Genomic DNA, 26,698 nt, shown 5'->3' with positions numbered 1-26,698 from the left:
TGGGAAAGACATGGACGAGAATTTCGGCACCGACCTCGCCGACACCGATTACGCCGGCGACCCGACGCCGACCGATGACGGGGCCGATGTCCTCGGGGACAGCGCCGGGATCGACATGCCTGCGATGCCCACCATGTGGGACGACGCTCCGGACGCGGTACCTAGTCCGAATGAGATGCCAGCCATGCCTACGATGACTGTCCCCGAACTCGACATAGACATCGAACCGTCGCCCGAGCCACCCGCTCCCCCGCCTCGTGACGATGCCTCACTTCCCGATCCCGCCGAGGCACCGGCACCAGAGACCGACGGAACCCCGAGCCCTGACGACGGAACATACGGAACGCCCACCGCATGGACGGCGGATTGGTTTTACCAGGAGGTCGACGGATACTGCGGCCCGTCGTCCGTCGCTCAGATCGTTTCCGAATACACGGGTCTCGACATCAGCGACCCGCAGCAGCTCGTCGACCGTGCGCTCGAGCTCGGTTTGTTCCCGAACGGTGATCCGTCGCAGGGGATGACGTCGAAGAGCATGGAAATCCTCATGGAGGACCAAGGGGTGCCGTGCCATCTCGAAACCAGTTCGATCAGCGATCTGGAAGAGAAGTTGTCCGACGGGTATGGGGTGGTTGCGATGGTCGACTCCGGTGAGATCTGGTATCCCGGTGAGGAAACCGTCGAAGACGACACCCCGGATCATGCGCTTGTAGTCGCCGGAATCGATACCGAACGTGGCGTGGTCATCCTCTCCGATCCTGGCCATCCGGATGGGAATCAACTCGAGGTCCCCATCGACAGGTTCGAGGATGCGTGGTCAGACTCCGGGCATGAGATGCTCGTCGCCGATGCGCCGGATGCCGACCTTGCCGATTCCGCGGTCGATCCGACCGTCGCTGCGTTGGCTCCGAGGCCGTGGGCGATCATTACCCTGACGCATCGATGACTCACCGCACGCAGGCCGCGGCCGAATGATCAGAGAAAGTGAGATCCACAATGTCCGGTGACGAAGGCAGTCTGTTCGACGATCTCGGCATTCCACGCGAGTCGTTGCTGCCGGAACCGCCCGAAGACGTGTGGTCCGCGGCTCTCGTGCATGCGCTCGACCCTGACAGCGCCCCTACCGACGACACACTCGCCCCACCGATGGACGACACCGTGAGCCCCGGAAACGATGTTGACTACATCGGGACGTTCGACGACGACACCGTGAGCAGCGACAGCGGTGGTGCTCATCCGGACCTCGAGTACTTCGGAGACGTCGATGTCCCCGACGACAGCGACGACGAGGACATCAACGATGACATCGATCTCGGAGACGGCATGTGACATCAGCGCCGCCCACGGTGTCAGCCACCCGGACGTCTCTCACGCCGACTGAATCCTCACAAAAAGGACAGGTGATCGGCCGTGTCATGCCTGGGCAACCTGGGGCATATATTCTGACCGCTGACCAACCGAGGGGACCGATGGACGACACTGCGTTACTGCAGCTGTGCCGCGAAGGCGACAGCCGTGCCTTCGGTGAATTGGTCGGCAGACATCGCACCCACGCGTGGGCTGTATGCCTGCAGATCACCGGCAATCATCACGACGCCGAGGACGCGTTCCAGGACGCCATCACCGCGGCCTGGCAGAACCTGCACCGCTTCCGGGGAGATGCGAGATTCAGCACCTGGCTGCACCGCATCGCCGCGAACGCCGCCCTGGCAACAATTCGACGGCGTACCCCAGACCCGACTGCACCGGACGATCTCGTCGAGCTGCACGACCCCGCCTCGCTGACTGCAGACCGCGTCGCCGACGTCGACGCTGTCCGTACGGCCCTTGCTGAGCTTCCGGAAGATTTCAGGGTCGCGATCGTGCTCCGCGAATTCGCTGAACTTTCCTACGCGGACATCGCCGAACACCAGGGTGTCGGCATCCAGACAGTGAAAAGCCGCATCAACCGCGCCCGGAAACAACTCATCACCGCGCTCGCGCCCACCCGCTGACCGCCATTTCGCGACGAGGGCTGTCCCTGCCCGAAGAATCCTCGCGCCCGGGTCGGATGTACCCGACTAGCTCGGAGCAGCGGCACCGCGATGATCGTCATGTCGATCTGTGTCCGGGCCTTTCGGGTGTTCTGGCTAGGACAAACAAACGGGTCGACGGCATCGATGACTAATGAGGTTTCCCTCTATCTTCGTTCACTGATCAACCGTTGAAGGCGATGCCATTGCACTTTTGGCACACCACAGCATCTCAGCTGCCGCGAAATCTGAAGGACGGTAGGGTCTTTTGCCCACACCCCGCGTGCATCACCGTGTCACTGAGGCAGCCTCACGCCTCATCCGGAGCAGCTGTGACTGTGTAACTTTTTCTCGGCACCCATGGTGCCCGGCGGCAACGCAGAGCCCTCCCCCCGAATAGTTGAGGCTGTGTCGTGGCGGAGGTCGACTCCCATTCGTCACCCCCCAAGTGGGTCTGTGCCCCGTCACCTCGAAAACAATATCCGGCGCACACCTCTCAAGGTGTACACCGGATATTGTTGCTGTAGATGCTATTTCGCGGATTCGAGGATCTTGTACTGCGCAGTGGTCATCTGGTGGACCTTCGTCTCGTCGTCGAGAGCACTCATTTCACCGAGGTACCGTCCTTGGTGGACGATGCAGTAGTTGTACGTTCCTTGCGGACTGTCCTTGGTGAAGCAGGCCGCGTTCGGGACACCGGGCGGGTTGGCGGATGGAGAGAATCCTTCGGAGTCGACGATGTCTCCTTTGAACAAATCGAACAGTGTCGCTGCACCCTCAGCGCTTTCGGACCGATAGACATTACTTCCCGAACGTGCCATTAACGTCGTGTCTGATTTGTCCATGAAGTCCAGCGTCAATGTCGGATTCGTTGAGAAGTGCGCCGACCCACGGGGCCCGTAGACGGCATCGGAGCTGGTAGTGCGGTTGCCGTCGTCCTCCGGGATCGTCAGCGCCAACACCTTGTCGATGTCCATCGGTAGCTCGGCGAACTTGTCGGCTGCGGTCGCGGGGAACTTGTCGATCATCGGACCCTGTTGTTCGAGAGCTTTCGCGGTGATCTGCGCCGTCCAGTCCTTTTCTGCGATCGGAGCGCTGGCCCAGGTGTAGATGATGTACTGCCCGTGCGGGGTGAACGAATTCGAGCTGAACGTACCGTCGGAACTCTCGCGAGTGGTGGTCAGTGTGTCCGGCAGGATGTCGATGCTCGTAGATACCCCTCCCGGCAAATACTCGCTGGGAAGCGCGTCATCGGCGGACATATCTACCGCTGCCCGTTGCGCTGATTCGGCGTCCGGGAACCGGAGCACAGCGTGCACGATGGACTTGTCCGCCTTCTTGTCCTCATAGGAGCGGGAGGTAGAGAACCCGGTCAACATGCCTTCGCGTTCGGCGATGTCCGGCGACTTACCTGTCAGAAGGACGCTCAGTGCGCTGCCGGATTTGATGACGTACGTCGACATCCCCACTGGACCTGTCAGCAGCGGGTCGAGTTCGGTGGGGAGCACGACGAATTCGGCCATCCGCTGCCCTTCGACGTAGCGGCCGGAGTTGACGCTGGTCACGGTCCCGAAATCTGCTTGAGGAGTGGTGCGGTACGTTCCGGGATCCATCTCCCCAGGTGCGGCGCCCTGGGCAGCGACGGTCGCGCTGCCTCCGCTCTCACTTTCGGCGTTCGCCTGGCCTTCGCTGGTGCTCGAGCATCCGGTCACCAACACGATTGCCGCTACGGTGGCCACCAAGGGCGCAAAGGTTTTCGCGCGCATCTTTCCCTCTCTCAGAACTGTCATGTCCCCACTCATTTCTGCGTGATCGACCTGAACCGGCCGAACCGACCAGGTAAGGAACCTCGACAATCAGATGGGATGGCGGTGGGTTTTGTTCCCACAGCCTCGAAATTTGTTCATCTGCTTCGATGATGTCTCTCGTGGAGAGCGCTCATCCTTGCTGCCCGTCGACTGGCAGGCCGATATCGGATTCCGCGGATCGTCCGAGGCGGGCGTTGTTGCGTTCGTCGAGCACTCGGTCGATCACAGATGTCGAGATGGGGAAATCCGGGCCTTCTGCGGTGCGGATATACGCTCGGATGTCAGCCAACATCGCCAACTCTTCATCGCAGCGATCAGTCATATGGGCAGTATGCAGCAGGGATCTGCCATCGACGCCGTCGCGGAGGATGCATGAGAACACAGCCCTGCCCAGCGCCTTCTGAATTGAGGTGGGGATCCGTTGCGCGGCGAGTGTGATCCGCGTTCGTCAGGTGTTTGATCACTCGCCTGGACGTGGCTGCTGAAGTTCGTTCGGATTTCGTGGGAACTTTCCGCGCGCTGTGCGCATCTGACTTTGTGAATGCACCGCACAAACTGTGCGCTCACCTCGGATAAGGTTTTGTCCGCGAGGCGGACCGCTCGCTTCCAATGGTGGGCGGTTGGGCGATGACACGTCGCACATCGGGTGGGACGAGCGATGGAGGGGGCAGAAGGTGGCGGAGTCCGGCGAATCTTCCGTTGCCGCAGCGGATGCTGGCAGCGACATGAGCAGCCAGACAGAATCCACTTTGGCCGGTGCGACGAAAATCCTGCGCACGTACGGCTTCACGGCGATAGCCGATGCCGCGGCTGCGAAAACTTCCGGCGGGCACGATCAGCGGACCGTGGTGGTGATCGGCGAGGTCAATCGAGGTAAGAGTTCCCTGGTCAACGCTCTCGTCGGAGTTCGGGGCGTCTCGCCGGTCGATGTCGATGTCACCACGTCTGCAACGATCTCGCTGGTGCCCGCTGGTGCTGAATATCCGCCAGGTTCGGCGGATCTGGTGTTCCCCGGCGCGGTGCGCCGCATCGGATTCGATGAGGTCGCGGACTGGGTCAGCACCAGTGGGCGCCATGTCGCCGACACGCAGGGCGAGGTGCTCCCGACCCGGGCGATCGTGCCCGTTTCCTCCCCTCATCTGCAAGGTCTCGTCGTAGTCGACACCCCCGGATCCGGTGGCCTCGATGCAGTCCGTGCGCAGCTGTCGGTGCAGTCGGCGCAGCAGGCCGGTGTCATCGTGGTCGTCTGCGATGCAACCTCCCCGCTGACCGCACCGGAGATGGAGTTCATTCGAACCTGCACTGCGACCGTGGAAGCGGTGATCGTGGTGGTGACGAAAACGGACAAGAATCTGCGCCGGTGGAAACCGATCGTGGAAGAAAACCGCCGCCTGCTTCGTACTCATCTGCGCCGCACCATCCCCGTGGTCGGGGTCTCGAGTGTGCGCGCTCTCGCGGCCGCCGACATTGCAGATCCGATACGCCGAGACGCCGTCGAGGACGCCTCCGGGATCACCGCTCTCCGCACCCTCATTCAGAGCTCACTAAATTCGGACCACCGCGCCCAGGTCGACGGCCTGCGGACCGCGCTCGAAGGGTTGCGGAAAGTGCACGCGAAGATCACCGCGGACATCGCCGTCACCGAAGAAGGCGCCGGCGCGCTACCGGAATTGGAGGCGCAGCGGGACCGGCTCACCGAGCTGAAAGCGCAGTCGACGCAGTGGGAGCAGTACCTCGGCCGAGACCTCGTCTTCGCCCGCCAAGCTGCCTTGACGAGCCTCGAGGAACAACTCGACGGCGTGAAATCGAAGTGGACAGACCGGATCAACTCCTCCGGCATGGAAGTACTGCGCAAGAATCCGCAGGTGTTCACCAGTGAGATCGAAGCGGATCTCCTTGCCGCGATGACCGCGGCGGTGCAGGTGTTCCTCGATCAGCTGCGGGGCATCGTGATGCCGCTCTTCGATTCCGAAACCGTATGGCAGAGCATTGAAGTCGATGTCATCGCCTCCATGCAATCCGACCCCCTCACGACCGGTCAGGTCGGTAGCAAGAAGCAAGGCCTACTCGACCCGAGTGTGCTGACAATGGGCATGATCGGTACCTCGATGCTCGGCGCTCTGATCGGAGTCGGGGCGATCGCCGGCGTCGTGTGGGTCGGGGTGAACCTCGGCTACAAAGCGATGCGAGCAGGAAAGACGAACCTGCTGACATGGCTGCGAGAGACCGTGGCGACCGCGAAAGTCAGTACTTCGCGGATGCTCGAGGGGGCGTTGGCGCTCTCGCGGCCAGAAATTGTGATCCGCTACCGCGAGCACCTGCGCACCAGCATCGACGGGGTGCAGCAACAGATGACCGACGCGAAGGAAGCTGCACGTCTGGACGGCGCGACGCGTGATGCGACGCTCAAGCGCCTCAACAACAACTTGCGAGTGGTGACGGCGCGATCCTCGGAAGTGGAGAACCTCATCACCCGACTGTCCACGCCCACATCAGCATCCGCACCGGCCACAGCGGTGTCCGACTCGGAGAAGGCGACGATTTCATGAACTCAACGCTCGCATTCGTCTTGATTGTGCTGGTGGGTGCCGGAGGCGTCGCCGCCGGCTGGATGCTGCGCACCGCCCGAACACCCGCCACCGCCGACCATGACAACGGCGCCGGGTATGGCCCACGTGTTGTCACCGCGCCCGCACCTGCTGCGGTCCCACACGGGAGGTCGATAGATGCGGATCGGCGCCTGGTCAACTCTCTGATCGGTATCCACGACCTCGACGGCGGCATCTCCGCCCGTGAACGGATCCGCGAAGACCTCGCGCAGGTAGACGTCCACATGCTCGACGCCACCCCTGGTGCCCTCTTCGACTCTGCGCACCACAAGGCAGTCTCCGGCGCGGTCGCGGCCACCCCGGAGCAGGTAGGCACCGTCGCTGCCCTGGTCCGGCCCGGCTGGGTCGGCCCCGCTGGGATCATCCGGTTCGCCGAAGTCGCTGTCAACATCGCGCCGACGGACCCGATGCCCGTATGAGTACGTCGTACCCGCCGAATCCCGCGCAGTTCGACCGGCAACAAGCGGTCCGCACTGCTCTCGACCGCGGCCTGCACTCCCTCGCCGGACTCGGTGGGGATCTCGTCGATCACGCCAACCGCATCGGTGCGATCTTGTGGTCGCCGCCGCGGGTGGTGATCGTTGGCCGCCTCAAGGCAGGTAAATCAACACTGGTCAACGCCCTGATCGGGGCGCCGGTTGCTGAAACGGCAGCACTGGAAGCAACCAACGTCGTTACCGTCTACCAAGCGGGGGCACCCTCACGTGCCGAACTCGTCGACCTCGACGGTGAGCACCGCCCGATCCCACTCACAGCCGGTACCTCCGTAAGCCTCGATGCCGATGCTGCGGACATCGCCTACGTGCACCGGCACCTGCCCACACAAGCACTGGCCAACCTCACCCTTGTCGATACTCCCGGCCTCGCGACACTGACCGTGGAGAACGAAAACCGCACCAGGGCCGCGTTGATCGACGGGTTCGCCCAAACCCGCGCCGCGTCCGTCGACGCAGACGGTGCCGTGTTCCTCTTCGACAGCGCCCCACGAGCCGACGAGATCGAATTCCTGCGCGAACTCGGGTTCACCCCACTCAACACCCTCGGTGTGCTCTCCCGAGCAGACAGTTTCGGCGAAGGCGCACTGGGGCAACGTAACCCGATCGAACACGCGCACACTCACGCTCAGAAGCTCGCGCAGCGACTGGCGCAGTCGGTGGCCACCGTGGTGCCGGTCGCGGGTCTCCTGGCCGAGAGCAGCCACACCGGGCAGGTCTCCGAAGCCGACGCCATCGCCCTGCACACCCTCGCATCGGCGAACACCTTGGAGTTGATGGACCTCCTCGAATCGGAAAGCCCCGAACAGCTCGGGCCAGTGATGCGCGATCGCCTACTCGATCTGCTCGGCGAATACGGCGTCCTCGGCGCCCGCACCGTCGCGGGGCAGGGCGCGCACGCGGTGAATCAATGGCTCACCGAACATTCAGGGATCACGCAAGTGAAGCATCTGCTCGAGAGTGCACTACAGGATTTCGCGGCGCTGCACCGCGCCGATCGGATCCTCGCCGAACTCGACCTCCTCGCCGTCAATCACCCTGCCCGCGAACACATCCGCACTATCACCGACTGGGTACGCAACGATCCGGCGATGCACCCTGTGCTGCTGTATCGAGCACTGCGCGGGATGCTGCTCGCTGACCCGCACGCGCCCGTCGTCACCGAACTGACACGACTACTCTCCGGACGGACCGATGCCGAACGCCTAGGCGTGCACCCCGAGACCAGCCCAAGTCAGCTCGCCCACCACGCCGGGGAACGACTGGTTCACGTTCAGCGGCAGGCGATTTCCACACGCACCGCCGCAGAGGACGCAGCTTTGGCGGAACTGGTGCGCACCTACACGAGCATGCGGAGGCAGGCATGAACACACCCCACCACAACCCACTGGCGGCACCCCCGGCGACAGAGTGGGTTCTGGCAGTCGACTTCGGAACCTCCAATACTGCTGCCGCGCACACCGGAATCCGCTCCGGCTCACCAGAAACATTGCCCCTGACGCACCAGGGCAACCTGATGAGCTCGGCCGTATTCGTTGAATCACCGACCACAATCGACGTCGGCGACGTCGCCCTGAACCGGGCCGAAACGAACCCAGCAGCGTTCATCCCCTCCCCCAAACGCGTCGTCGGCCAAGGCATGGTGCACGTCAACGGCTACGACATCCCCGCCTCGTTGCCCGTCGCTGCAGTCCTGCGGTTCGCCCTCGATCGAGCGACCGGAGTACACCGCGGCCAACCACCGGCCAGACTGGTTTTGACTCATCCCGAAGGATGGTCGCCGCGCGAAATCGAGGTTCTCCGCGAAGCGGCCGCAGCCCTGGGCTACCAGAACGACTCGGTCGTAACAGTGTCCGAGCCTCGTGCGGCCGCCCATTTCTACACCCGCACCGAACACCTCACAAAGGGCGCGAAGATCGCGGTCTTCGACTTCGGCGGTGGAACCCTGGATGTCGCCGTCCTCACCGCCACCAGCGCCGACACCTTCGAGGTCATCGCTGCACGCGGTGACAACAGCCTCGGCGGAAAGAACCTCGATGCGCTCGTGCGCCGCTGGATCGATATTCAACTCCAGGACGAGAACCCCGAGCTGCTGCACTTTCTGCGGACCGCCGCACCGGCCCACATCCTGCGGACCCTCGACGACTCCATCCGCCGCGCCAAAGAACTCCTCTCCTCCACCGAGTCCGCGACAATCTCCGTAGTGGACAGCCGACACGACCGCCGCGAAACCCTCACCCTGACCCGCGCCGAGTTCGAATCGATCATCGCTCCGGAAATCGAGCGCGCCGCAACCTTGACCCATGCCGCTCTGGTGGATGCAGGGTTGACCGGATCACAAGGGTTGACAGCGCTGTACCTGACCGGCGGCTCGTCCCGAATCCCACTGGTGCAGAGCCGAATCGCCGCACTCGGTCCGATCGCCACTCTCGACGATCCGAAAACAGTAGTCGTTCAAGGCGCACTGATCGCCACCGCACGATCGTCTGATGCAGCGACTGGCCCTTTTCCGTCGATCACTTCCGCTGGTGCTGGTGCAGGTGAGCAGTCGCACACACGAGGAACATCGTTCGGGGAATCCGCCCGCACCGGCAGCGTTCCCACTCACGACTATTCGCACAGCTCGCAGTCCTCGCCATTCGAGGCCGCGGGCACCCGCGCGTCGCAGTCGTCGCGGTCCCGCTCTCGCGGTGTCCTCATCGGTGCAGGAGTACTCGTCGTACTCTGCGCTGTTGGAGTAGCGGTATGGCTGTCAACCTCGTCGAACAACGACCCCACCACGCACAACGCCTCGCCCATCCGCACGGTGAACACCGCGCCCGGCACCGCTGACGACATCACAGCGGTCCAGGACCGGACCACCGAATACCTCGCCGCCGTCAGTGCCGGGGACAAAGCCGCCGTCGAATCCATGCGATGCGCCGGCTACATCGCCGTGACAACGACCCCCGAGGACACCCCCGCAACAGGCACTCTGACGATCACGGTCAAGGAATTCATCTCCTCGAACGTCGTCGGCGACAACGCCTCCGTCCGTCTACGGATCATCACAGAAAAAAATGGCACCACCGACGAAGGCGTAGTCCTGGTCGAATACGTCCGCGAAGACAGCCAGTGGATGTTCTGCTCCGTCACCGACCAATAACGCCGACACCACAAGTCAAGACTGACCGCAGCGCGGCACAGAAGTAATCACAGGAAAGAGACACATCATGTCGGGTTGGATGCTGAGCGTCGACTTCGGAACATCGAATACCGCCGCCGCGCACACCGGAATCGTCACCGGAGCAGTGGAAACTCTGCCTCTGACCCACCAGGGCAACCTGATGAGTTCGGCCGTGTTCGTGGAATCACCAGCGACCATCGATGTCGGTGACGTCGCCCTGAACCGGGCCGAAACGAACCCAGCTGCCTTCATCCCCTTCCCCAAACGCGTCGTCGGCCAAGGCATGGTGCACGTCAACGGCTACGACATCCCCGCCTCGTTGCCCGTCGCCGCAGTCCTGCACACCGTGATCGGGCGTGCCACCGCCGCCCACCGCGACCAAGCTCCCTCCCATCTGGTCCTGACCCATCCCGAGGGTTGGTCACCACGCGAGGTCGGGGTGCTGCTCGACGCTGCAGCCAGGGTCGGCTACGGATCCGGACAGGTCAGTACCGTCTCCGAACCCCGGGCCGCCGCGCACTACTACTCACGCACCGAAACCATGCCCGCCGGCACGAAGATCGCGGTGTTCGACTTCGGCGGCGGCACCCTCGACATCGCAGTCCTCACTGCAACAGATGCCAATTCGTTCGACATCATCGCCGCTCGCGGCGACAACAGCCTCGGCGGCAAGAACCTCGACACGGTACTACGAGGGTGGGTCGATCACATGCTCAATGACCGCAATCCCGACCTGCTGCACTTCATCCGCACCTCCGCACCCTTGCACGTCACCCGAAGTCTCGACGACTCCATCCAACGAGCCAAGGAACTGCTCTCCTCGAGCCCATCCGCAACGATCACAGTCAACGGAAACGGACATCAGGAAACTCTGTCCATCACTCGTCCGGAATTCGAATCCCTCATCGCCGCAGCCGTCGACCGTGCAGTCGCGTTGACCCGACAAACACTCACCGACGCTGGCATCACTCATCCGAGTCAGCTCTCGGCGCTGTACCTGACGGGTGGTTCATCGCGGATCCCGCTCGTCCACCAACGCCTCGCCGCCCTCGGGCCGATCGCGACACTCGACGACCCGAAAACAGTGGTCGCCCAAGGCGCGCTCATCAGCGCCGGGGTTCAACGTGACTACACCAACTCGCGGCTCGCTACTCCTGGCAGCGGGGCAAGCCCGAACGCCCACCCCACCCCTGCGCAAATTCACCCCGCCTTCGCTCTGAACGCCACCACCCAAAGAACTCACACCTCGGGCCCGTCCAGCTCCAAGACAATCAAGTACCTTGCAGCCGCCGGCACTCTCGTCGTCATCGGCGCAATCGTGGCAGCTGCCATCGCTCTCCGGCCGTCACCGGACAACTCGAACGTGAACAACCCAGCAGCCGCCGGCACCACCACCACCGCACCGACCACCACTGCCGGACCGGTCACCGACGCCGACACCGTCAAAGCCGCCCTCCCCACAGCCTTGAGCGGTGCCTCCGAAAACTGCCGACAATCCACCTTCACCACCGACGGTGCCCTCGTGATCAGCTGCGATATCAAAAAATCCAACCAACTCGCCAAAAGCTTCTCAGAATACGGCAATCGCTTCACAGCAAGCCTCGACCTGAAACAAGCGAAAAAAACACTTCTCGGATACCGGGAATACGACTACGGGAACTACACCCTCGTCGAAAACGACTCCCGCACAGCAGGAGTCAACATCAGTGATGGTTCTTCCGGGCAGGTGTCAGGAAGCTACGTCAACATGGAAACCGGCCTCACAGTCGATGTCTACGGCATGACCGACGCCGATGCCGTCACCAACTTCTTCCGAACGACAGGACTTCTGTAATCGTAAGGGATCAATCCATGAGCGGTCGCCACGCTAAGGGCGTGCCGTCCCCCGCGTTCAGAGCACTTAATCGAGGCCTCAGACATACCGCCGGTGACATCAACACACGCGAATTCCGCTCACGGTCCGGAGTTTGGCGCTCGGCGTCGGGTTCCTCGCGTGGGTTCGTCCGAGGATGACGCGGATAGGCTGGGTGGAGCGACGCTGTAGGACGGAGGCGGCTCGCCACCGACGGTTGCCATAGTGTTGAAGAACGGCTGCGATTCCTTGTCTGCTCTTGTTTGCGTAGCGCCCTGGCCTGACCTCCTCGTAACCGGTTCCTCTCCCATCGGACAATGTGGGTCCGACTTCCGCATTCCGCCGCGTGTGATGATCTGTGCGAGTATGACTTCGAATGTCGCAGAAGGGGAAGCAACCTGCCACGCGACGAAGGTGACCCACCTGCCGCGACAGCGTCGCGATAGGACTTCAGACCGCCGTAATCCGGAAACCCCGCACTATGACCGAGCAATTGCCGCAGCGAGCAGGCCTCGTCGCCAATCCGTCAATTCAGATCAAGAACACCACTTTCACCGAGCCGTAACGCACAAATCGCCATCGCCGTTTTCGTGAAACTCCAGTACGGAAAGCGGCACTGAAATCGCCTTCCCTACTTTCCTCCCCCGAGGCCGAAACACAATAAGAATGAAACTCTTTCATGGCATGCCTCACAACGTGACGGAGTGCGGGTCCTCGTCGAGACGCCCGCAGGTTCCCAACACGCTATCCCGCAAGCACACTCGACTATGAAAGTGATTGATTCCGAACATATTTCGACAGTACAGTTGAGCGTTGATCACAAAACCGGATCGGGAGCCGTGACCGGCGCCTCAGCCGATCCTCAAGAAAAACGATCCGCTTTTCGTCCGGTCACACCAAATCCGAATCGTCATCAACCCGGGCTCCGCGAGACAACCTGCAATCGATCGAAAACTAGTGCACTACAACGCTCTTGACGAATCACATTCCGAAAGCCCACCCATGTCGTGACATTTGTCAGTAGCAAACGGTGACAGTACGGTACTCGAGCACTAGAAGATTCAGTACCCCAGACCGTCGCGCACCGACGAGACCGCTGATGAAATGAATCCATGAAACTCGAACACACACGTAGGAAGGGTCGCCCGCTCACGCTGGTGGCACTTGCCTCCGCAGCGGTATTCGCCCTCGCTGCATGTACCTCCGGGTCCGATTCTGCACAAACCTCTGAGAACAGCACAACGAGCTCCGCCTCCGATACACCTGCGACAGTCACGATCCCCGACAGCTCCGTCGGCAAGCAGATCACCTGGCTTCTCGGTGCTTTCAACACGAGCACGCCATTGACCCAGGAAGAAATCGCCGAGCACTTCGGACCCACCGCACCCGTCGTCCTGACGCCTCCGGACTTCGACTCCATCCGAGCCGGACAGCCCTGGACACCAGTGAATTACACGGGAGGTGATACCGACGGCACCGTTTCCATCACCAGTGCCACCGGCGGCGCGTTCGACATCAACGTCGTCGTCGACGGCAACGGATTGGTCCTGGGAATGGCGATCACACCGGCCAAAGACGATCATGTGCCGGCCGCATCGTGGCCAGAGCTCGAAACAGCTGTCAAAGCACTTCCCGCGCCGACGAACTTGACCGTCACCGAAGTCACCGGCGGAAAGAACGCCGCAGTCTTCGGCGTCGGCGACACCTCACCGCGGCCCACAGGGTCAACGATCAAGCTGTACGTTCTCGGCGCAGTTGCGACGGCTGTCGAGAACGGGACACTCTCCTGGGATCAGAAGCTCACCGTCACCGACGACCTCAAGTCGATGCCCGGCGGGACCATGCAGGACCTGCCGTCCGGAACCGAAGTCACGGTCCGGGAAACCGCCGGCAAGATGATCTCGATCAGCGACAACACCGCCACCGACATGCTGATCGCTGCTGTCGGGCGCGAGCAGGTCGAAGCCGAGTTCACCCCGATGGGCATGGCGGATCCTTCGCTCAATATTCCGCTGAAGCCGACCCGCGCACTATTCCAACTCGGCTGGGGCAACGATGGCGCACAACGTGTCGCCTGGCGCGACGGAACCCCGGACGAGCGTCGAGCAATACTGGCGGCACTACCCGGCGGCCTGGTGGACATTCCTGTGTCAGCATTCACCACCCCCGCATGGCCTTTCGACATCGACTGGTTCGCCTCGCCCGCGGACCTGCGTGCCGCGCTGGTCTCGCTACAAGAGATGGCGAAGACCGAGACCGGCGCACCGGTTCGAGACATACTGGCCGAGGATCCGGCGCTCAGTGAGGAGTCCGCGAAATGGTTCACCTACGGCGGATTCAAGGGCGGCAGCTCCATCGGCGTCCTTGCAGGTGCCTACTATGTCGAACACGAGGATCGCGCCTGGGTTGTCACCATGCAAACTCATGGTGCCGAGGCTGCGCTGGTTGCCGACCCGGCTCTGTACTTCGATCCAGTCGACGACGCGATGCTCTTGATCCAGAAAGATGCAACCAGCTAGTACACTCCCCAACCCGAGCGCCGACTACATCTCGGTCGCACGAGCGCCACTGACGTCAGGGCGCGCCCACCGCCCGCCCCACCTGCGAGCATCACGAAATTCGTGATCTTCCAATAAACCCCGACGTGACACGTGACGGACCACATGGGCGACATAGGTTTACGAGGCACCCGTGACCCTGCGTCACGGGTGGCAGTGACGTCGTGGCACTTCCAGTGGGCCTCGAGATTGCCAAGCCGATCTCACTTACGAAGCGCCATAACGGGCTTCGCCAAATTCTGAAATGAGAGCACGATGCGCAAGCTACGCAGAATCGTCCTGGTGACAGTCGCCGTCATCATCGCGATTCCGATCCTCCTCCTCGCCACCACGGCAACGTACAACTTCTTCGCGACACGCTCCGAGGCCTCCGACATCACGTCCTACGGTCAACTCGTACCCGTCGACGGCAAAAAGATGAACGTGGTGACCAAAGGTCAGGGGCCGGAAACGATCGTTCTGTTGCCCGGCCTCGGGACCGCTGCTCCAGGGCTGGACTATCAACCACTCATCGCCGAATTGTCCACGCAGTACAAAGTTGTCGCTGTCGAACCGTTCGGAACCGGTCTGAGCGACCAAACCGACGCCGCCCGCTCGTCCGCCACCATCGTTCGCGAAGTACACGAGGCGCTGCAGTATCTGGGAATCGAACGGTATGTCCTGATGGGTCATTCGATCGCCGGCATCTACGCACTCACCTACGCCGCCGAATACCCCGATGAACTCGTCGCGTTCGTCGGAATCGACAGTAGCGTGCCCGGTCAACCTGGCTGGGACGAGCCACTGCCTACCAAGGCCATTGACATCGCCCACGATGTCGGCCTCACACGCCTGATCACCGCGATCGCCGACGACCCCTACGCCGGCCTTCCCTACGACCAGCAGACCAAGGAGCAGATGAAACTGCTCAGCAACAAGAATTCGGCCGCACCGACACTGTTGAGCGAAATGGAGCAAGCGCCGACACTGTTGAGCGAAATGGAGCAAGCGCCGACGAACTTCGCGTCAGCCAACGGAAAGACGTACCCTGAGTCGTTGCCGGTACTGCTGTTCGTAATAGCGAACGACACCGATGTGCCGGAGTGGGTCGATCTGCACCGCCAACAAGCTACGAGCGTCGATACCGGACAAGTAATCCCACTCCCAGGTGAGCACTACCTGCACCACACTCTGTCGCCGGAGATCGCCCGCGACACCACAGCATTCCTGGCATCACTGCCTCCACGCTGACTGCGTGCCCGAGAACGGGCGGGGCGGGCGGACGCTCGTCAGATCTCACACCGAAGCGGGCCTCGATCGGTCGGAGAAAACTCCCCGGGCGGCACAGCTGCGACGTATTCGTCCCCGCATGTACCTCTTTTCACATAGGTCAGCGCTCGAAAGCATCATCAACTCGATCAAAATCGATCAATCTGCTTCGATATCCAGGAAATTGCGGCTTCGATGAGTCACTGTTCGGAGTCTTCCATCAACGTCCGAAGGGTGGGTGGACCGCCGGCCCCAGCTACTGCGCCATGCCGGAGGCTCTGCGCGCCGCAGCAGACCAACGAGACGGCCCATAACTCATATGACCCACCGCGCCGGGATTCGAATCCAACCCTGCGTGCAGTCATGGTGGCCCACCACGGCGAGGGTGCGCGCTCGATCTCGTGCTAGGTGGGGCGACTCGCGGCCGGGACGTCGATGTCGGTCAGCGAGCACATAGGAACCGCACTCACTGCAGATCGAGGTGCAGTCTCAGCGCGTCCTCGAGTAGTGTAAAAGTCTCGATCCCGACCTTGCCGACAGGTTCACGATCCAGACGCCGAACCGATACCGATCGGACTTGCTCCGCTTGCGCTTTCGACGCTCGTGCCAAACCTGATTCGTCGGGCTCGACAATCACCTGAAACGGAAATACGTGCGCAGTATTGGTCGTCAACGGAACCACGGTGATCACGCCTCTCCCAAGGTTTTCTGCAGTAGCGTTGGCGCGGTCGTTACTCACGACCACCGCCGGTCGTCGTTTCGCCGCTTCACCCTGCGCGGGATCCAGATCCACCCAGTGGATGTGCGCGCGGCGAATCATTCGGTGTCTGCCGTGACAGCGTCCCACACGTCATCTACGTCAACTTCAGCAAAGGCTGCAGCGTAGTCACGTTCGAGTCCGGACGTCGAGAGAAGGCGGAGTGCGGCTCGAATTCCTGCCGACCGGCCACGAAGTCCGTGATCACGCACATACTCGTCGAGTAGGTGCACATCCTCGTCAGGGAGACTTATGGTGAATTTTGTGGTCATACCTCAAGCGCACCAAAGTATGACCAAACAGGAACTCTGAAAACGGCTATTCAACGAGGTCGTGCTCGGAAAACGGTCGATCACCGCAGACACCGCGCTACGGCTGGCCCAGGCGTTCGGCAACAATGCCCATCTCTGGCTCAACATCCAGGATCGCTACGAACTCGACCTCGCGGCCGACAAAGCTAGGCGACACCCTCGCCAAGATCATTCCGCTCTCGGCGTAAGCGATTCGGAGTCTTTCCGACCGTTCTCGGCACTTCCGACAATCGCGGTGTCAGCGAAAACCCCGCCCCTCGATTGTTGGCCCACGGTGGAACACCACATATCCGAGTGCAGGCCACCCGGCAGCATGTATCGGTACGACAGCGGCCTATCTCGCTACCGAAATTTCCGTAGAAACCTGGCGAAGATGGCCTAGCCATTGCGCGTGGCACTTGTCTTCTATTTCCGGCAATGCGGGCCCACCATACTGATCGAGGACTTGATTCGGGCCGCGGAGCAACTGCGGGTCGCTCACACGCTCGACGAGTTCGGAGGCTTCCCAACCGCAGGAACAGTGCGCCCGCCAGCCGATGGTCGCACGGTCAGGAACATAAGTACCATCCGCGAGACCCAGCCCACGGGCACTGAACGATACCGCCGCGCGGTTCCCCGTCACGATCGTGACAGGAGATCCTTCATGCGCGTAATGAGAACTCTTCCAACACATTGTATCCCCTCCCACAACGAAACGACGTGTCACGAAGTTGGCGACTTCTACTCGACTCGAGGGAATCCCGAGCTCACTCATCAGGATGCCACGGATGGTCTGCACTGTAGTCGAATCCATCGTTGCAGCGTCACCGATGAACATCAGTGAGCCTGAGTGATCTGCCGAGAAGTCACGTGCACCGGAAACCGAGAATGCCGGAGGACTCGCGCGGGTCTCGTGGCGATCATCTTGTGGACGTACGAGGTTCAGAGGTCGTATCGGAACTGTGCAGTGTCATTGCCGACGCGCAGGTCAAGGGCGCCCACCGACACTGAGTGTGACCGCGGCTCGGTGGGCGGCGCGCACGAACTGTCGGGGACGGGCGCGCTGTCTTGGCGGTCCGCCGACATCAGTTGTGAACATCCAGTCGGCGGACCCATGCGTGCCGGGACCGATGAAAGCTCGACACGCAGATCAGCGGTCCGCCGGGAAACAGGTGGGGGTTCACTCCAGCGGACCTAATCACTAATGCCCGACCGGTCGCCTCTGCAAACATGGGCGGGCGACTGCCCGGACGTAACGGCGTGAGGGGGCTACAGTCCCGATCAGACTGATTTGCCAGGCTGAACTCACAAGGAGGTCGGGTGGAGGCCGATGTAGAAGGTGTTGAGCAGGTCGTCCATACGGGTGCGCTTCCCGAGTGGGATCACATCGAGACTCATGTCGTGGACGCCTACGAGCGGTATCTGCCGCGAACCGCGGGGAAGGTGGCCGACTACATCCCCGCCCTCGCTGAAGCGGATCCCGACCAGTTCGCCATCGCAGTGGCCGAGACCGGAGGCGGTGTCCATACCGTCGGCGCAGCAGACGCCGCATTCTCCATTCAATCGATTTCCAAGGCATTCGTCTACGCGATGGTGTGCGACGCACTCGGTCACTCTGTTGTGCGGGATCGCGTGGGGGTAAACAACACTGGCTTGTCGTTCAACTCGGTCATCGCCATCGAATTGAACGACGGCCATCCGATGAATCCGATGGTGAATGCGGGCGCGCTCGCGACAACCGCCCTCGTCCCGGGAGCGACGTCCGCTGAGCAGTGGGAGCGGATCCGCACCGGACTTTCACAGTTCGCGGGCCGTCAACTGGAATTGGACGGCGAGGTCTACCACTCGGAAATGCTTACCAATCAACGCAACAAGGCGATCGCCCGTCTGCTGGAAAGCTACGGCCGAATCGATCGTGCCCCTCTCGACGTCGTTGATACCTACACGAGGCAGTGTTCGCTGAACGTGAATGCGCGCGATATCGCGATTATGGGCGCGACCCTTGCAGACGGAGGTGTCAACCCCGTCACCGGCGAGCGGGTGGTCTCGCCGCACGTGTGCCGGGACACGCTCTCCGTATTAGCGGCAACCGGGATGTACGAACGCTCAGGCGAGTGGCTCTTCGAGATCGGGCTTCCCGCGAAATCTGGTGTGTCGGGCGGAATCGTCGCGATTGCCCCCGGAAAGGGTGCCATCGGAACCTTTTCCCCTCGGCTCGACACCGCAGGCAACAGTGTGCGGGGGTAACGCGCCACCGCGTACCTGTCACGCACTCTCGGGCTCAACGTCTTTGCCTCCGCAGTTCACCCTACTGAACGAGAGAGTTCCCGATGACCACTGACCTGAAAGCCGATTCGGTCGATGAAGGCCGACGTTCCTGGTTACCGATGGTGGGCCTGTTCTTCGCCCAAATCCTGATGTCGTTCAACGTGGCGGCACTCCCTGTCTCGCTGGGAGGCATGGTCGAGGACTTCGGTGTTGCGCCCACTGCCGCGAGTACGACGATCGTCGTCTACGGCCTTGCCGTTGCTGCATTTGTCATGGTCGGCGCGAAACTCGGACAGCGGCTCGGGTGGGTCCTGGTCTTCCGTGTCGTCGTCGCGACTTTCGGGGGTTCGGCACTGATGATGATCCTCGCCCCGTCTATCGGCTGGGCCATCGCGGGCCAAGCCGTGGCTGGCGCGTCGGCGGCAATTATCGTGCCCTCACTGGTTGCGTTGATTGCAGAAAACTATCGCGGATCACAGCAAGCAACCGCCATCGGTTCGCTGGGTTCTGCGCGTGCAGTCTCCGGGATGAGCGCCTTCTTCATCGGTGGCGCACTCGGCACTCTGATCGGTTGGCGTCCGGTGTTCGGGATTGTATTGGTACTCGCGGTCATCGTGTTCGGGTTCAGCTTCACGCTCCGCGCCGATCGCGGCCACGCCGGAATCAAGATCGACCTGGTCGCTGCGAGCCTCGTCGGCGCAGGCGTCGTTCTGCTTACCCTCGGTTTCAACAACCTCAATGCGTGGGGGTTTTCTTCGCATCCCCGGACGCGCCCTTCAACCTGCTCGGACTCTCGCCGGCTCCGGCAATGATCGTCCTCGGTGTTGTGTTTGGTCAGGCATTCTTCATGTGGACTCGTCGGAGGATCCGCGAAGGGAAAGTTCCCTTGGTAGATCTCTCTGTGTTGGGAAGCTCACGTGAACGCGCCGCGGTGTACGCGATGTTCATCGTCGTCGCTCTCGAAGCAGCGCTGAACTTCACCGTCCCGCTCTACATTCAGATCGTCCAGGGTCGCACGCCTTTTGCCACCGCAGTTGCGATGATGCCGTTCAACCTCACCGTGTTTGTGACGGCAACACTGGTGGTCCGCTTTTACAAGCGGTACAGCCCCCGCTCCATCGGGGTGTTCTCATTCACGCTCACCACCACCGCCCTCGTCTGGCTTGCCTATGTCGTGACCAATAATTGGGAGACCGTCCCGACCATCGCGGGGTTGATCGTGTTCGGAATCGGCCAAGGCGCACTGGTGACTCTCGTCTTCAACGTCCTGGTCACAGCTGCTCCCAAAGAACTCGCAGGAGACGTTGGATCCATCCGCGGCACGACCCAGAATCTCGCATCCGCAGTGGGCACCGCACTCGTCGGAGCGCTGCTGGTCACGATTCTGAGCTTCAGTGTCGGTCAAGCAGTCGTCAACAATGTTCAACTGCCCGAATCCCTCGTCGCGCAGGTCGACCTCGACAACGTCAACTTCACCAGCAACGACCAACTTCGAAAAGTCCTCGACAGCAGTACGGATGCATCCCCGGAGCAGATTGACGAGGCCATCGCAATCAACGAGGATGCCCGACTGAGAACTCTCAAACTCGGCCTTCTCGTCCTGGCCGCCATCAGCGCAACTGCCATCATTCCCGCTATGCGACTCCCCAACTATCGTTCGCACGAAATCCCGGATCCCTCACGCACGGTCGATTGATCCAAACGAAAGCAGGTACGCCCACACCGAATACCGTTGCGGACGTTATCTGCTGGGGAATTTTTCTGCGGGGTAGTGGAGCACGGATCGATGCGGCGATGGCTCCGCGAGACCAACTCGTCAGCCACGAGGAGGGGAAATCGACCGGCTGCACAGCATGGACCGAAGCACACAACGAGGGTGTTCTCGTCAACGTCGCGGCCTTGGGGGCGGATTATTTTTGGGGCCTCTCGGGGCGATTTGCGGCTGTACGGGTATCGGTGGGAACTTTTCCGGCAAGGTAAACGTAGATTAAAGAACAAGGCTTCTTCCGCATCGACAGAGAGACCAATGGACAGTCACAGACCCAGGCCGGACACACCCCACTACGTCACCGCATGTGATGGCGAGGTGTCCGGCTCATGATGATCGCCCTGACACTCTTGCTGGGCGTCCTGGTCGTTCTGTTGATCACCGCAGTCACCGGCTACTTCGTTGCCCAGGAGTTCGCCTACATGGCCGTGGACCGATCCCGGCTCAATTCTCTCGCCCAGACGGGCGATTCTGGTGCAAAGCGGGCTCTTGCGGTGACCCGCCGCACCTCGTTCATGCTCTCCGGAGCTCAACTGGGCATCACCGTCACCGGTCTGCTGGTCGGTTACGTTGCCGAACCTCTCATCGGTCAGTCGCTGGGAACGATCTTCGGCGGCATCGGCATCCCCACCGCCGTGGGGTTGGGCATCGGTGCCGTGCTGGCGCTGCTGTTCTCGACCCTGGTCCAGATGCTCTTCGGTGAGCTGTTCCCGAAGAACCTCGCCATCGCACGTCCCGAACCTGTGGCCCGGTGGCTGGCCCGCTCGACCACCCTCTACCTGAAACTCTTCGGCTGGCTGATCTGGATCTTCGACCAAGCATCGAACCTGCTGCTCCGCGCACTCAAGATCGAGCCGGTGCACGACGTCGAGCACTCCGCCTCTGCCCGCGACCTCGAGCACATCGTCGCCGAGTCCCGCGAAACCGGGACTCTGCCGGCCGAATTGTCGACGATGCTCGATCGCATTCTCGATTTCCCCACGCGCCCAGTGGAGCATGCGATGATCCCTCGCACCCATGTCGACACCGTCCACGCCGACGACTCCCTCGACCACATCCTCACCCTCATGGGGCGAGGGCACTCCAGATATCCCGTCGTGGGGGAAGATTCCGAGGACATAGTCGGTGTCATCCACCTCCAAGATGTTCTCGACCTGACGCCGACCACTGATCTGACCGCGCGCACACTCACCCGCCCCGCCCTGATCCTCCCGACCACACTTCCCTTGCCGAAGGCCCTGGCCGAACTCACCGACAGCAGAAACCAACTTGCCTGCGTCATAGACGAATACGGCGGCTTCGCCGGTGTCATCACCCTCGAAGACATCGCCGAAGAACTCGTCGGCGAAATCACCGACGAACACGACCCTGACCTCCCACTCGAACTCCCCGGCGAAGACGGATCCTGGACCGTCAACGGTGGCATGCACCTCGACGAGGTCGAACGCACCATCGGACACGACCTCCCGGGTGGTGACTACGAGACGATCGCCGGCTTCACCATCGCCCATCACGGCGAGCTCCCACCCGAGGGAGCCCGGATCCGCGTCGAACTGCCACCTGATCCTGCCGACCTGATTTCCGACGACGAACAACCTCGATATTCACTGGTCATCGATGTCCTGTCCGTCGAGCGGCACGTCCCCGCCTCACTACGACTACGCCTCGACCCAACCGCAGTGGCCGGGACTGAAACCGCGGAGGAGAACCGATGAGCAACCCCTGGATCGTCATCGCCGTCACCGTCGCTCTCATAGCCCTGAGTGCCTTCTTCGTCGCCGTCGAATTCGCCCTCATCTCCGCCAAACGGCACCGCCTCGAAGATGCCGCCCCCAACAGCCGCTCCGCCCGAGCCGCTCTACGCAGCGCCTCCGAACTGACCGTGCTCCTCGCCGGCTCCCAACTCGGCATCACCGTATGTACCCTCGCGCTCGGTGCAATCACCAAACCCGCTGTCCATCACTGGCTCACCCCTGCCTTCTCGAGTTGGGGCATGCCGCTCTGGATCGCGGACGTCGCCGGTTTCGTTCTCGCATTGATCATCGTGACTTTCCTGCATCTGGTCGTCGGCGAAATGGCACCGAAATCCTGGGCGATCGCCCACCCCGAGAAATCAGCCACACTGCTCGCCATCCCGATGCGCGGATTCATGTGGCTCACCCGACCTCTACTGCAATCGCTGAACTCGATGGCCAACTGGTTCCTCGTCAAAGTCGGTGTGCAACCGGTCGATCACGTCGGCAGCGGCCAGGACCCCGACGCCTTGCGGCACCTGGTCGAACACTCCACCAACGTCGGAGCCCTCGACGCCGGATACTCCGCGCAACTTTCCGGCGCCCTCGACATGCAGACCTTGACCGTCCGCGATCTGCTTCGGAGCAGCAAAGCTCCGACCTCCGTAACCAGCTCCGCGACCATGGACCAGGTGCGGGCGATCTCGAAACAATCGGGACACCTACGAATCCTCGTTCGCGACAACGGTGTTCCCCTTGGGATCGTGCACGTCCGCGACACCCTGCTCCAACCCGACCACACCCACGCCGAATCCATCATGCGACCGGCATTCACCCTTGCGTCCGACACCCCCGTCCACCTCGCACTCGCGGCGATGCGGGAAAGTCGCAATCACCTGGCCGTGGTCACCGACGAACGAACGACGGTCGGCATCATCACCCTCTCCGATGTTCTCTCACGACTGTTCCCCCGCCCTGAACCAGCGAACTGACACCAGCCCCGCCCCACGCCCAGTTCGCGAGGGGCACACGCAGTTTGCTCGAACCCACGTAAGATCAAATCCAATCCAGCACAGGTAAACTGAACCCTCCATACCTTCATGCCGGGCATGCGTTCCCCGCGCAGGCCGGCACGTGCTCCACGGACGTCAACGTGAAGTGACGACTGGGAAGGGCGATCAAACCGGGAACACTTGACTGGGAACCACCGAATGTCTGGATCGTCGTCTACGTCGAAGGTGAGCTTGTCCGCGGCGATCCGTCGCGTCCTACGTGCAGAGGTGTCACGGCGGGGGATCAGGCTCCCCGCAGCGCCGACACTCAAGGGTCATCGACGCGCCCTATACAGGCGCAGAAGACATCAGCGCGTTTCGTTGACAGCGTCGACATCTGAACACGCAAGCACTGGAACACTGAGAGCGCTCACGAGGGAATGGATTTCGTTGCGACGGTAGCGGCGGTGCCCACCCGGAGTGGTAATGAAGTCGATTTTTCCTGTCTGTGCCCGGCGCGCAACCGTTTTGGGGTTGATATGAAAGAGGGCCGCGACTTGCCTTGGGGTGAGCAACCATTCCCGCTCTTCCCGTTCGTTGTCTCGTCCTGCGCCGATCCGGCGCGACGGAACGGCACCTTTCTGGCCATGCACCAAAGTTCCTACTCGTTCGTTGTCCGAAATATTGTGGATCATTCTCGTGCAGCTGTCCGAGCCCCTCCAGGTGCACCACTACGCGTTCGACCGCGCAGTAGTACAAGACACGGAGCTCCTCCGGGAGCCAGCGGTCGGGCGGCTTTCTTGCCTGACGGTGGGGTGTCCGCACTCCGCCCTTCGTGGTCCGTTGGTGGCCCTTACCGCTAGCCGGAGGTGGAACCGCCTGAGGCAACTCGTTGTCGTCTGTGCGAGTTACGAGGTCCGCCGCAGAGAACCCGAGACGTCGAGGTGTCCGCGCGGTCGAATACATGTTCGGACACGCCCGTAGCCGTATTCCCTGGAAGCGGGGATGTGCGGCCAGCGACCCCGGACGCCGACCAGGATTGCACCATCTCGACCGTAGTTGATGCCGGTGACGGTGATCTCCTTCCGTCGGAGTGTCCACAGTGCACACGTTCAGCACCGGTCAGCAAGGACAGGTGCACGTCCATTCGAACGAAGGCCGCGGCAGCTCGCGCGTCGCCGACGGTCTGAGCCCCGCCCAAAGTCGGCGTCCTTCCGCGTCGCGTCGGATCCAGATCGGGTCAGTGGAATTCCTCCAGAAGGTCGTCCGCCAAACGGTGCACTGACATGATCACGCGGCCTCGTAATTCGACTCGGACGGTGCTGCGAAGACACCGAACTCCAAGTGGCATCAGCATCGCAATCATGCGTGACGATTGGCATCGACGACCCTCAGAGAAGGCTATCGGAGCACGATGTTCAGGATGCCGAAGTCTCTGTAGGTAGTGCCGAAGTTTCAATCGCGAGACGTATCATTCGAAGGAGTTGCACAGACGAGTCCGTGAGTGGGCCGATGCTCCGATTGGCTCGGCAAAGCATCACGGCCCCCTCGATCGTGGCGACAACGAAGGTAGCCAGCTGTCGCGCGGTTTCGACCTCCACTCCAGCATCCCTTGTCAGAGACTCGGCCAGCAGTCGTTCCCATGAAGCGAAGACTTCGGCGGCCACGGTGGCTGCGCCCCTGCCCGGAGTGCTCTCGTCGAACTCCACAGAGGCAGCAGCGACCGGACACCCTGCCTGAAAGTCGCTGTCCGCGACCGCGACTTGCCACATGAGGAGGAAGGCTTCAAGGCCGGCTACCGGGCCCATCTTCAGGTACTCGGTCAGCGATCGCGCGAGTTCGTCGCCCGCCCATTTCACGGCTTCACTCACCAGCTGTTCTTTCCCACCAGGAAAGTAATGGTATGTCGAGCCGAGTGGCGTGCCGATGTGCTTCGCCAGCTCACGCACAGTCGTGGCGTTCAGCCCGCGGCGGCTGAGCATGTCAGCAGCGCCCTTCACCATCTTCGCGCGCGCACCTGAAGCCTGCACACGGGTGCCTCGTTCCACGCTCGCCTCGCTATCGATGCTTCCGTCATGACCATCGTCATAATAGCCCACCCGTCTCATGTCCTTCGGCCCGTCGAAGGGCGGCGAATACCCACGCATCCATCCCTAACTGGAAGGGATTGACGACTCGCTATGACGACTGTTATAACTGCAGGTGCGTCGTTATGCCAATCGTCATAACCATTTTTTCGCGCATCTTCCTCGACAGTTTTAGGAGAAGCCACAGTGCCTGCCCAGAAGTTCGGCCTTGAGCTAGAGGTCTACGTCACAGAGTCGATCGAACTGTCTTTCGGTGGAACTTTCTCGCCCACGACAGCAACAATCATCATTGGACCGACGGAGGCAGTCCTGGTCGATACCCTCTACGCCAAAGACGACGTCGACGCGCTTGCGGATGTCATTGCAGCCACCGGAAAAACCCTCACCACCATCTTCATCACTCACGCCCACTTCGATCACTACTTCGGCCTGGGAAAGTTGCTCGAACGATTTCCGACCGCTCGCGGCGTCGCGATGCCAGCCGTCGTGGACGCCGTGCACCAGGTCGTCGAGCAGGACAAGGCGACAGCAGAGGCGTGGATGCCGGGCAAAGTCGTCGATCCCAGCGCACTACCCGAGGCGTTGATCGGTCCCATCGTGCTCGACGGGCACGAGCTCCACGCGATCGACCTGGGCCAAGGTGACTGCAAGCACAGCACGGTCTTGCACGTGCCTTCGCTCGACGCGGTCGTAGCCGGCGACGTGCTCTACAACGGTGTCCATCAGATGCTGGGAACATCGACGCCTGCAGATTGGCCTAGATGGATCAGCAGCATCGACAAGATCGAAGCACTCAACCCGAGGATCGTGGTCGCCGGCCACAAGCAGCCCCACCTACCCGACAACGATGTCGCGTCGATCCTGAACGGCACTCGCCAGTACATCGCAGCGTTCATTGAAAGCTACGAGTCGGCGAAGGATGCCAATGAGGTGATCGCAACGATGTCCGAGCGTTTTCCGAACCGTATCAATCCGGCCACCCTCCACTATTCGGCCGCGACGGCAATGGAGGCCAAGGGAACCCCGACCAGTTGACGGGCGCCGGTCGACACATTC

20 protein-coding genes and 2 pseudogenes are annotated in these 26,698 nt (G+C 61.8%); 16 read left to right on the top strand and 6 right to left on the bottom strand.

Annotation, left to right across the window (positions count from 1 at the left end; all coding sequences use genetic code 11):
- Positions 1–10 precede the first annotated feature (10 nt).
- The 3 genes from H351_RS30775 (at position 11) to H351_RS30765 (ending at position 1,994) form a co-directional block, all read left to right on the top strand.
- On the top strand, positions 11–946 hold the full coding sequence (locus H351_RS30775) for a C39 family peptidase (protein ID WP_051636648.1): 936 nt from the start codon (positions 11–13) through the stop codon (positions 944–946).
- Between the two features lie 38 nt (positions 947–984).
- On the top strand, positions 985–1,329 hold the full coding sequence (locus tag H351_RS30770; protein WP_144440171.1) for a hypothetical protein: 345 nt from the start codon (positions 985–987) through the stop codon (positions 1,327–1,329).
- A gap of 140 nt (positions 1,330–1,469) precedes the next feature.
- A complete protein-coding gene (locus H351_RS30765) occupies positions 1,470–1,994 on the top strand; it encodes an RNA polymerase sigma factor (RefSeq protein ID WP_030003048.1) in 525 nt (174 codons plus the stop codon).
- A gap of 548 nt (positions 1,995–2,542) precedes the next feature.
- Here H351_RS30765 and H351_RS30760 read toward each other — a convergent pair.
- Together H351_RS30760 and H351_RS30755 are read right to left on the bottom strand one after the other, a co-directional pair.
- Positions 2,543–3,802 carry a DUF7373 family lipoprotein gene (locus tag H351_RS30760; protein ID WP_030003049.1) on the bottom strand — a complete coding sequence of 420 codons (1,260 nt, stop codon included), beginning with the start codon at positions 3,800–3,802 and terminating at the stop codon, positions 2,543–2,545.
- Positions 3,803–3,950: 148 nt separating this feature from the next.
- A complete protein-coding gene (locus tag H351_RS30755) occupies positions 3,951–4,142 on the bottom strand; it encodes a hypothetical protein (RefSeq protein ID WP_030003050.1) in 192 nt (63 codons plus the stop codon).
- Positions 4,143–4,545: 403 nt separating this feature from the next.
- On the opposite strand from H351_RS30755, the gene H351_RS30750 reads away from it, so the two are divergent.
- The 7 genes from H351_RS30750 (at position 4,546) to H351_RS30720 (ending at position 15,729) form a co-directional block, all read left to right on the top strand.
- Positions 4,546–6,369 (top strand): dynamin family protein, encoded by a 1,824-nt coding sequence (locus tag H351_RS30750; protein WP_051636684.1) that lies wholly within the window; start codon positions 4,546–4,548, stop codon positions 6,367–6,369.
- Positions 6,366–6,848 carry a hypothetical protein gene (locus H351_RS30745; protein WP_051636649.1) on the top strand — a complete coding sequence of 161 codons (483 nt, stop codon included), beginning with the start codon at positions 6,366–6,368 and terminating at the stop codon, positions 6,846–6,848. The genes H351_RS30750 and H351_RS30745 overlap by 4 nt, the downstream gene beginning before the upstream one ends.
- Positions 6,845–8,290: a GTPase gene (locus H351_RS30740; RefSeq protein WP_030003053.1), complete on the top strand. Its 1,446-nt coding sequence runs from the start codon at positions 6,845–6,847 to the stop codon at positions 8,288–8,290. The genes H351_RS30745 and H351_RS30740 overlap by 4 nt, the downstream gene beginning before the upstream one ends.
- A complete protein-coding gene (locus H351_RS30735) occupies positions 8,287–10,068 on the top strand; it encodes an Hsp70 family protein (RefSeq protein ID WP_051636650.1) in 1,782 nt (593 codons plus the stop codon). Before H351_RS30740 ends, H351_RS30735 begins: the two co-directional genes overlap by 4 nt.
- A 67-nt stretch (positions 10,069–10,135) precedes the next feature.
- Entirely contained in the window at positions 10,136–11,923 is a 1,788-nt protein-coding gene (locus H351_RS30730) for an Hsp70 family protein (RefSeq protein WP_081051270.1), read from the top strand.
- A gap of 1,130 nt (positions 11,924–13,053) precedes the next feature.
- Positions 13,054–14,460, top strand: coding sequence for a serine hydrolase (locus H351_RS30725; protein ID WP_059016419.1), 1,407 nt, complete (start codon positions 13,054–13,056; stop codon positions 14,458–14,460).
- Positions 14,461–14,754: 294 nt separating this feature from the next.
- Entirely contained in the window at positions 14,755–15,729 is a 975-nt protein-coding gene (locus H351_RS30720) for an alpha/beta hydrolase (RefSeq protein ID WP_030003056.1), read from the top strand.
- Positions 15,730–16,213: 484 nt separating this feature from the next.
- Here H351_RS30720 and H351_RS30715 read toward each other — a convergent pair whose 3' ends face one another.
- Positions 16,214–16,567, bottom strand: coding sequence for a type II toxin-antitoxin system PemK/MazF family toxin (locus H351_RS30715; RefSeq protein WP_030003057.1), 354 nt, complete (start codon positions 16,565–16,567; stop codon positions 16,214–16,216).
- Positions 16,564–16,776, bottom strand: coding sequence for a ribbon-helix-helix domain-containing protein (locus H351_RS30710; protein WP_030003058.1), 213 nt, complete (start codon positions 16,774–16,776; stop codon positions 16,564–16,566). The genes H351_RS30715 and H351_RS30710 overlap by 4 nt, the downstream gene beginning before the upstream one ends.
- A gap of 61 nt (positions 16,777–16,837) precedes the next feature.
- On the opposite strand from H351_RS30710, the gene H351_RS33060 reads away from it, so the two are divergent.
- From H351_RS33060 to H351_RS30690, 5 genes and pseudogenes are all read left to right on the top strand, one after another.
- A complete protein-coding gene (locus H351_RS33060) occupies positions 16,838–17,197 on the top strand; it encodes a helix-turn-helix transcriptional regulator (protein WP_420876507.1) in 360 nt (119 codons plus the stop codon).
- Positions 17,198–18,114: 917 nt separating this feature from the next.
- Positions 18,115–19,128: pseudogene (gene glsA / locus H351_RS30705) on the top strand (glutaminase A).
- Positions 19,125–20,758 (top strand): annotated as a pseudogene (locus tag H351_RS30700) (MFS transporter). The pseudogenes glsA and H351_RS30700 overlap by 4 nt, the downstream one beginning before the upstream one ends.
- A 401-nt stretch (positions 20,759–21,159) precedes the next feature.
- A complete protein-coding gene (locus H351_RS30695) occupies positions 21,160–22,545 on the top strand; it encodes a hemolysin family protein (RefSeq protein WP_030003059.1) in 1,386 nt (461 codons plus the stop codon).
- Positions 22,542–23,555 carry a hemolysin family protein gene (locus tag H351_RS30690; protein ID WP_030003060.1) on the top strand — a complete coding sequence of 338 codons (1,014 nt, stop codon included), beginning with the start codon at positions 22,542–22,544 and terminating at the stop codon, positions 23,553–23,555. Before H351_RS30695 ends, H351_RS30690 begins: the two co-directional genes overlap by 4 nt.
- A gap of 368 nt (positions 23,556–23,923) precedes the next feature.
- On the opposite strand, the gene H351_RS31785 is transcribed toward H351_RS30690, so the two are convergent.
- Together H351_RS31785 and H351_RS30685 are read right to left on the bottom strand one after the other, a co-directional pair.
- Positions 23,924–24,250, bottom strand: coding sequence for a helix-turn-helix domain-containing protein (locus tag H351_RS31785; protein ID WP_144440168.1), 327 nt, complete (start codon positions 24,248–24,250; stop codon positions 23,924–23,926).
- Between the two features lie 723 nt (positions 24,251–24,973).
- Positions 24,974–25,702, bottom strand: a complete 729-nt coding sequence (locus H351_RS30685) for a TetR/AcrR family transcriptional regulator (RefSeq protein WP_244891542.1) — start codon at positions 25,700–25,702, stop codon at positions 24,974–24,976.
- Positions 25,703–25,828: 126 nt separating this feature from the next.
- Between H351_RS30685 and H351_RS30680 the strand changes: the two genes are divergently transcribed.
- Positions 25,829–26,677: an MBL fold metallo-hydrolase gene (locus tag H351_RS30680; protein ID WP_030003063.1), complete on the top strand. Its 849-nt coding sequence runs from the start codon at positions 25,829–25,831 to the stop codon at positions 26,675–26,677.
- The last annotated feature ends 21 nt before the right edge of the window (positions 26,678–26,698 follow it).

The organism is Rhodococcus erythropolis R138, from assembly GCF_000696675.2.
Lineage (GTDB): Bacteria > Actinomycetota > Actinomycetes > Mycobacteriales > Mycobacteriaceae > Rhodococcus_F > Rhodococcus_F erythropolis.
The sequence above is the reverse complement of the archived record's forward strand: the minus strand, read 5'-3'. Positions and strand labels throughout refer to the sequence as shown.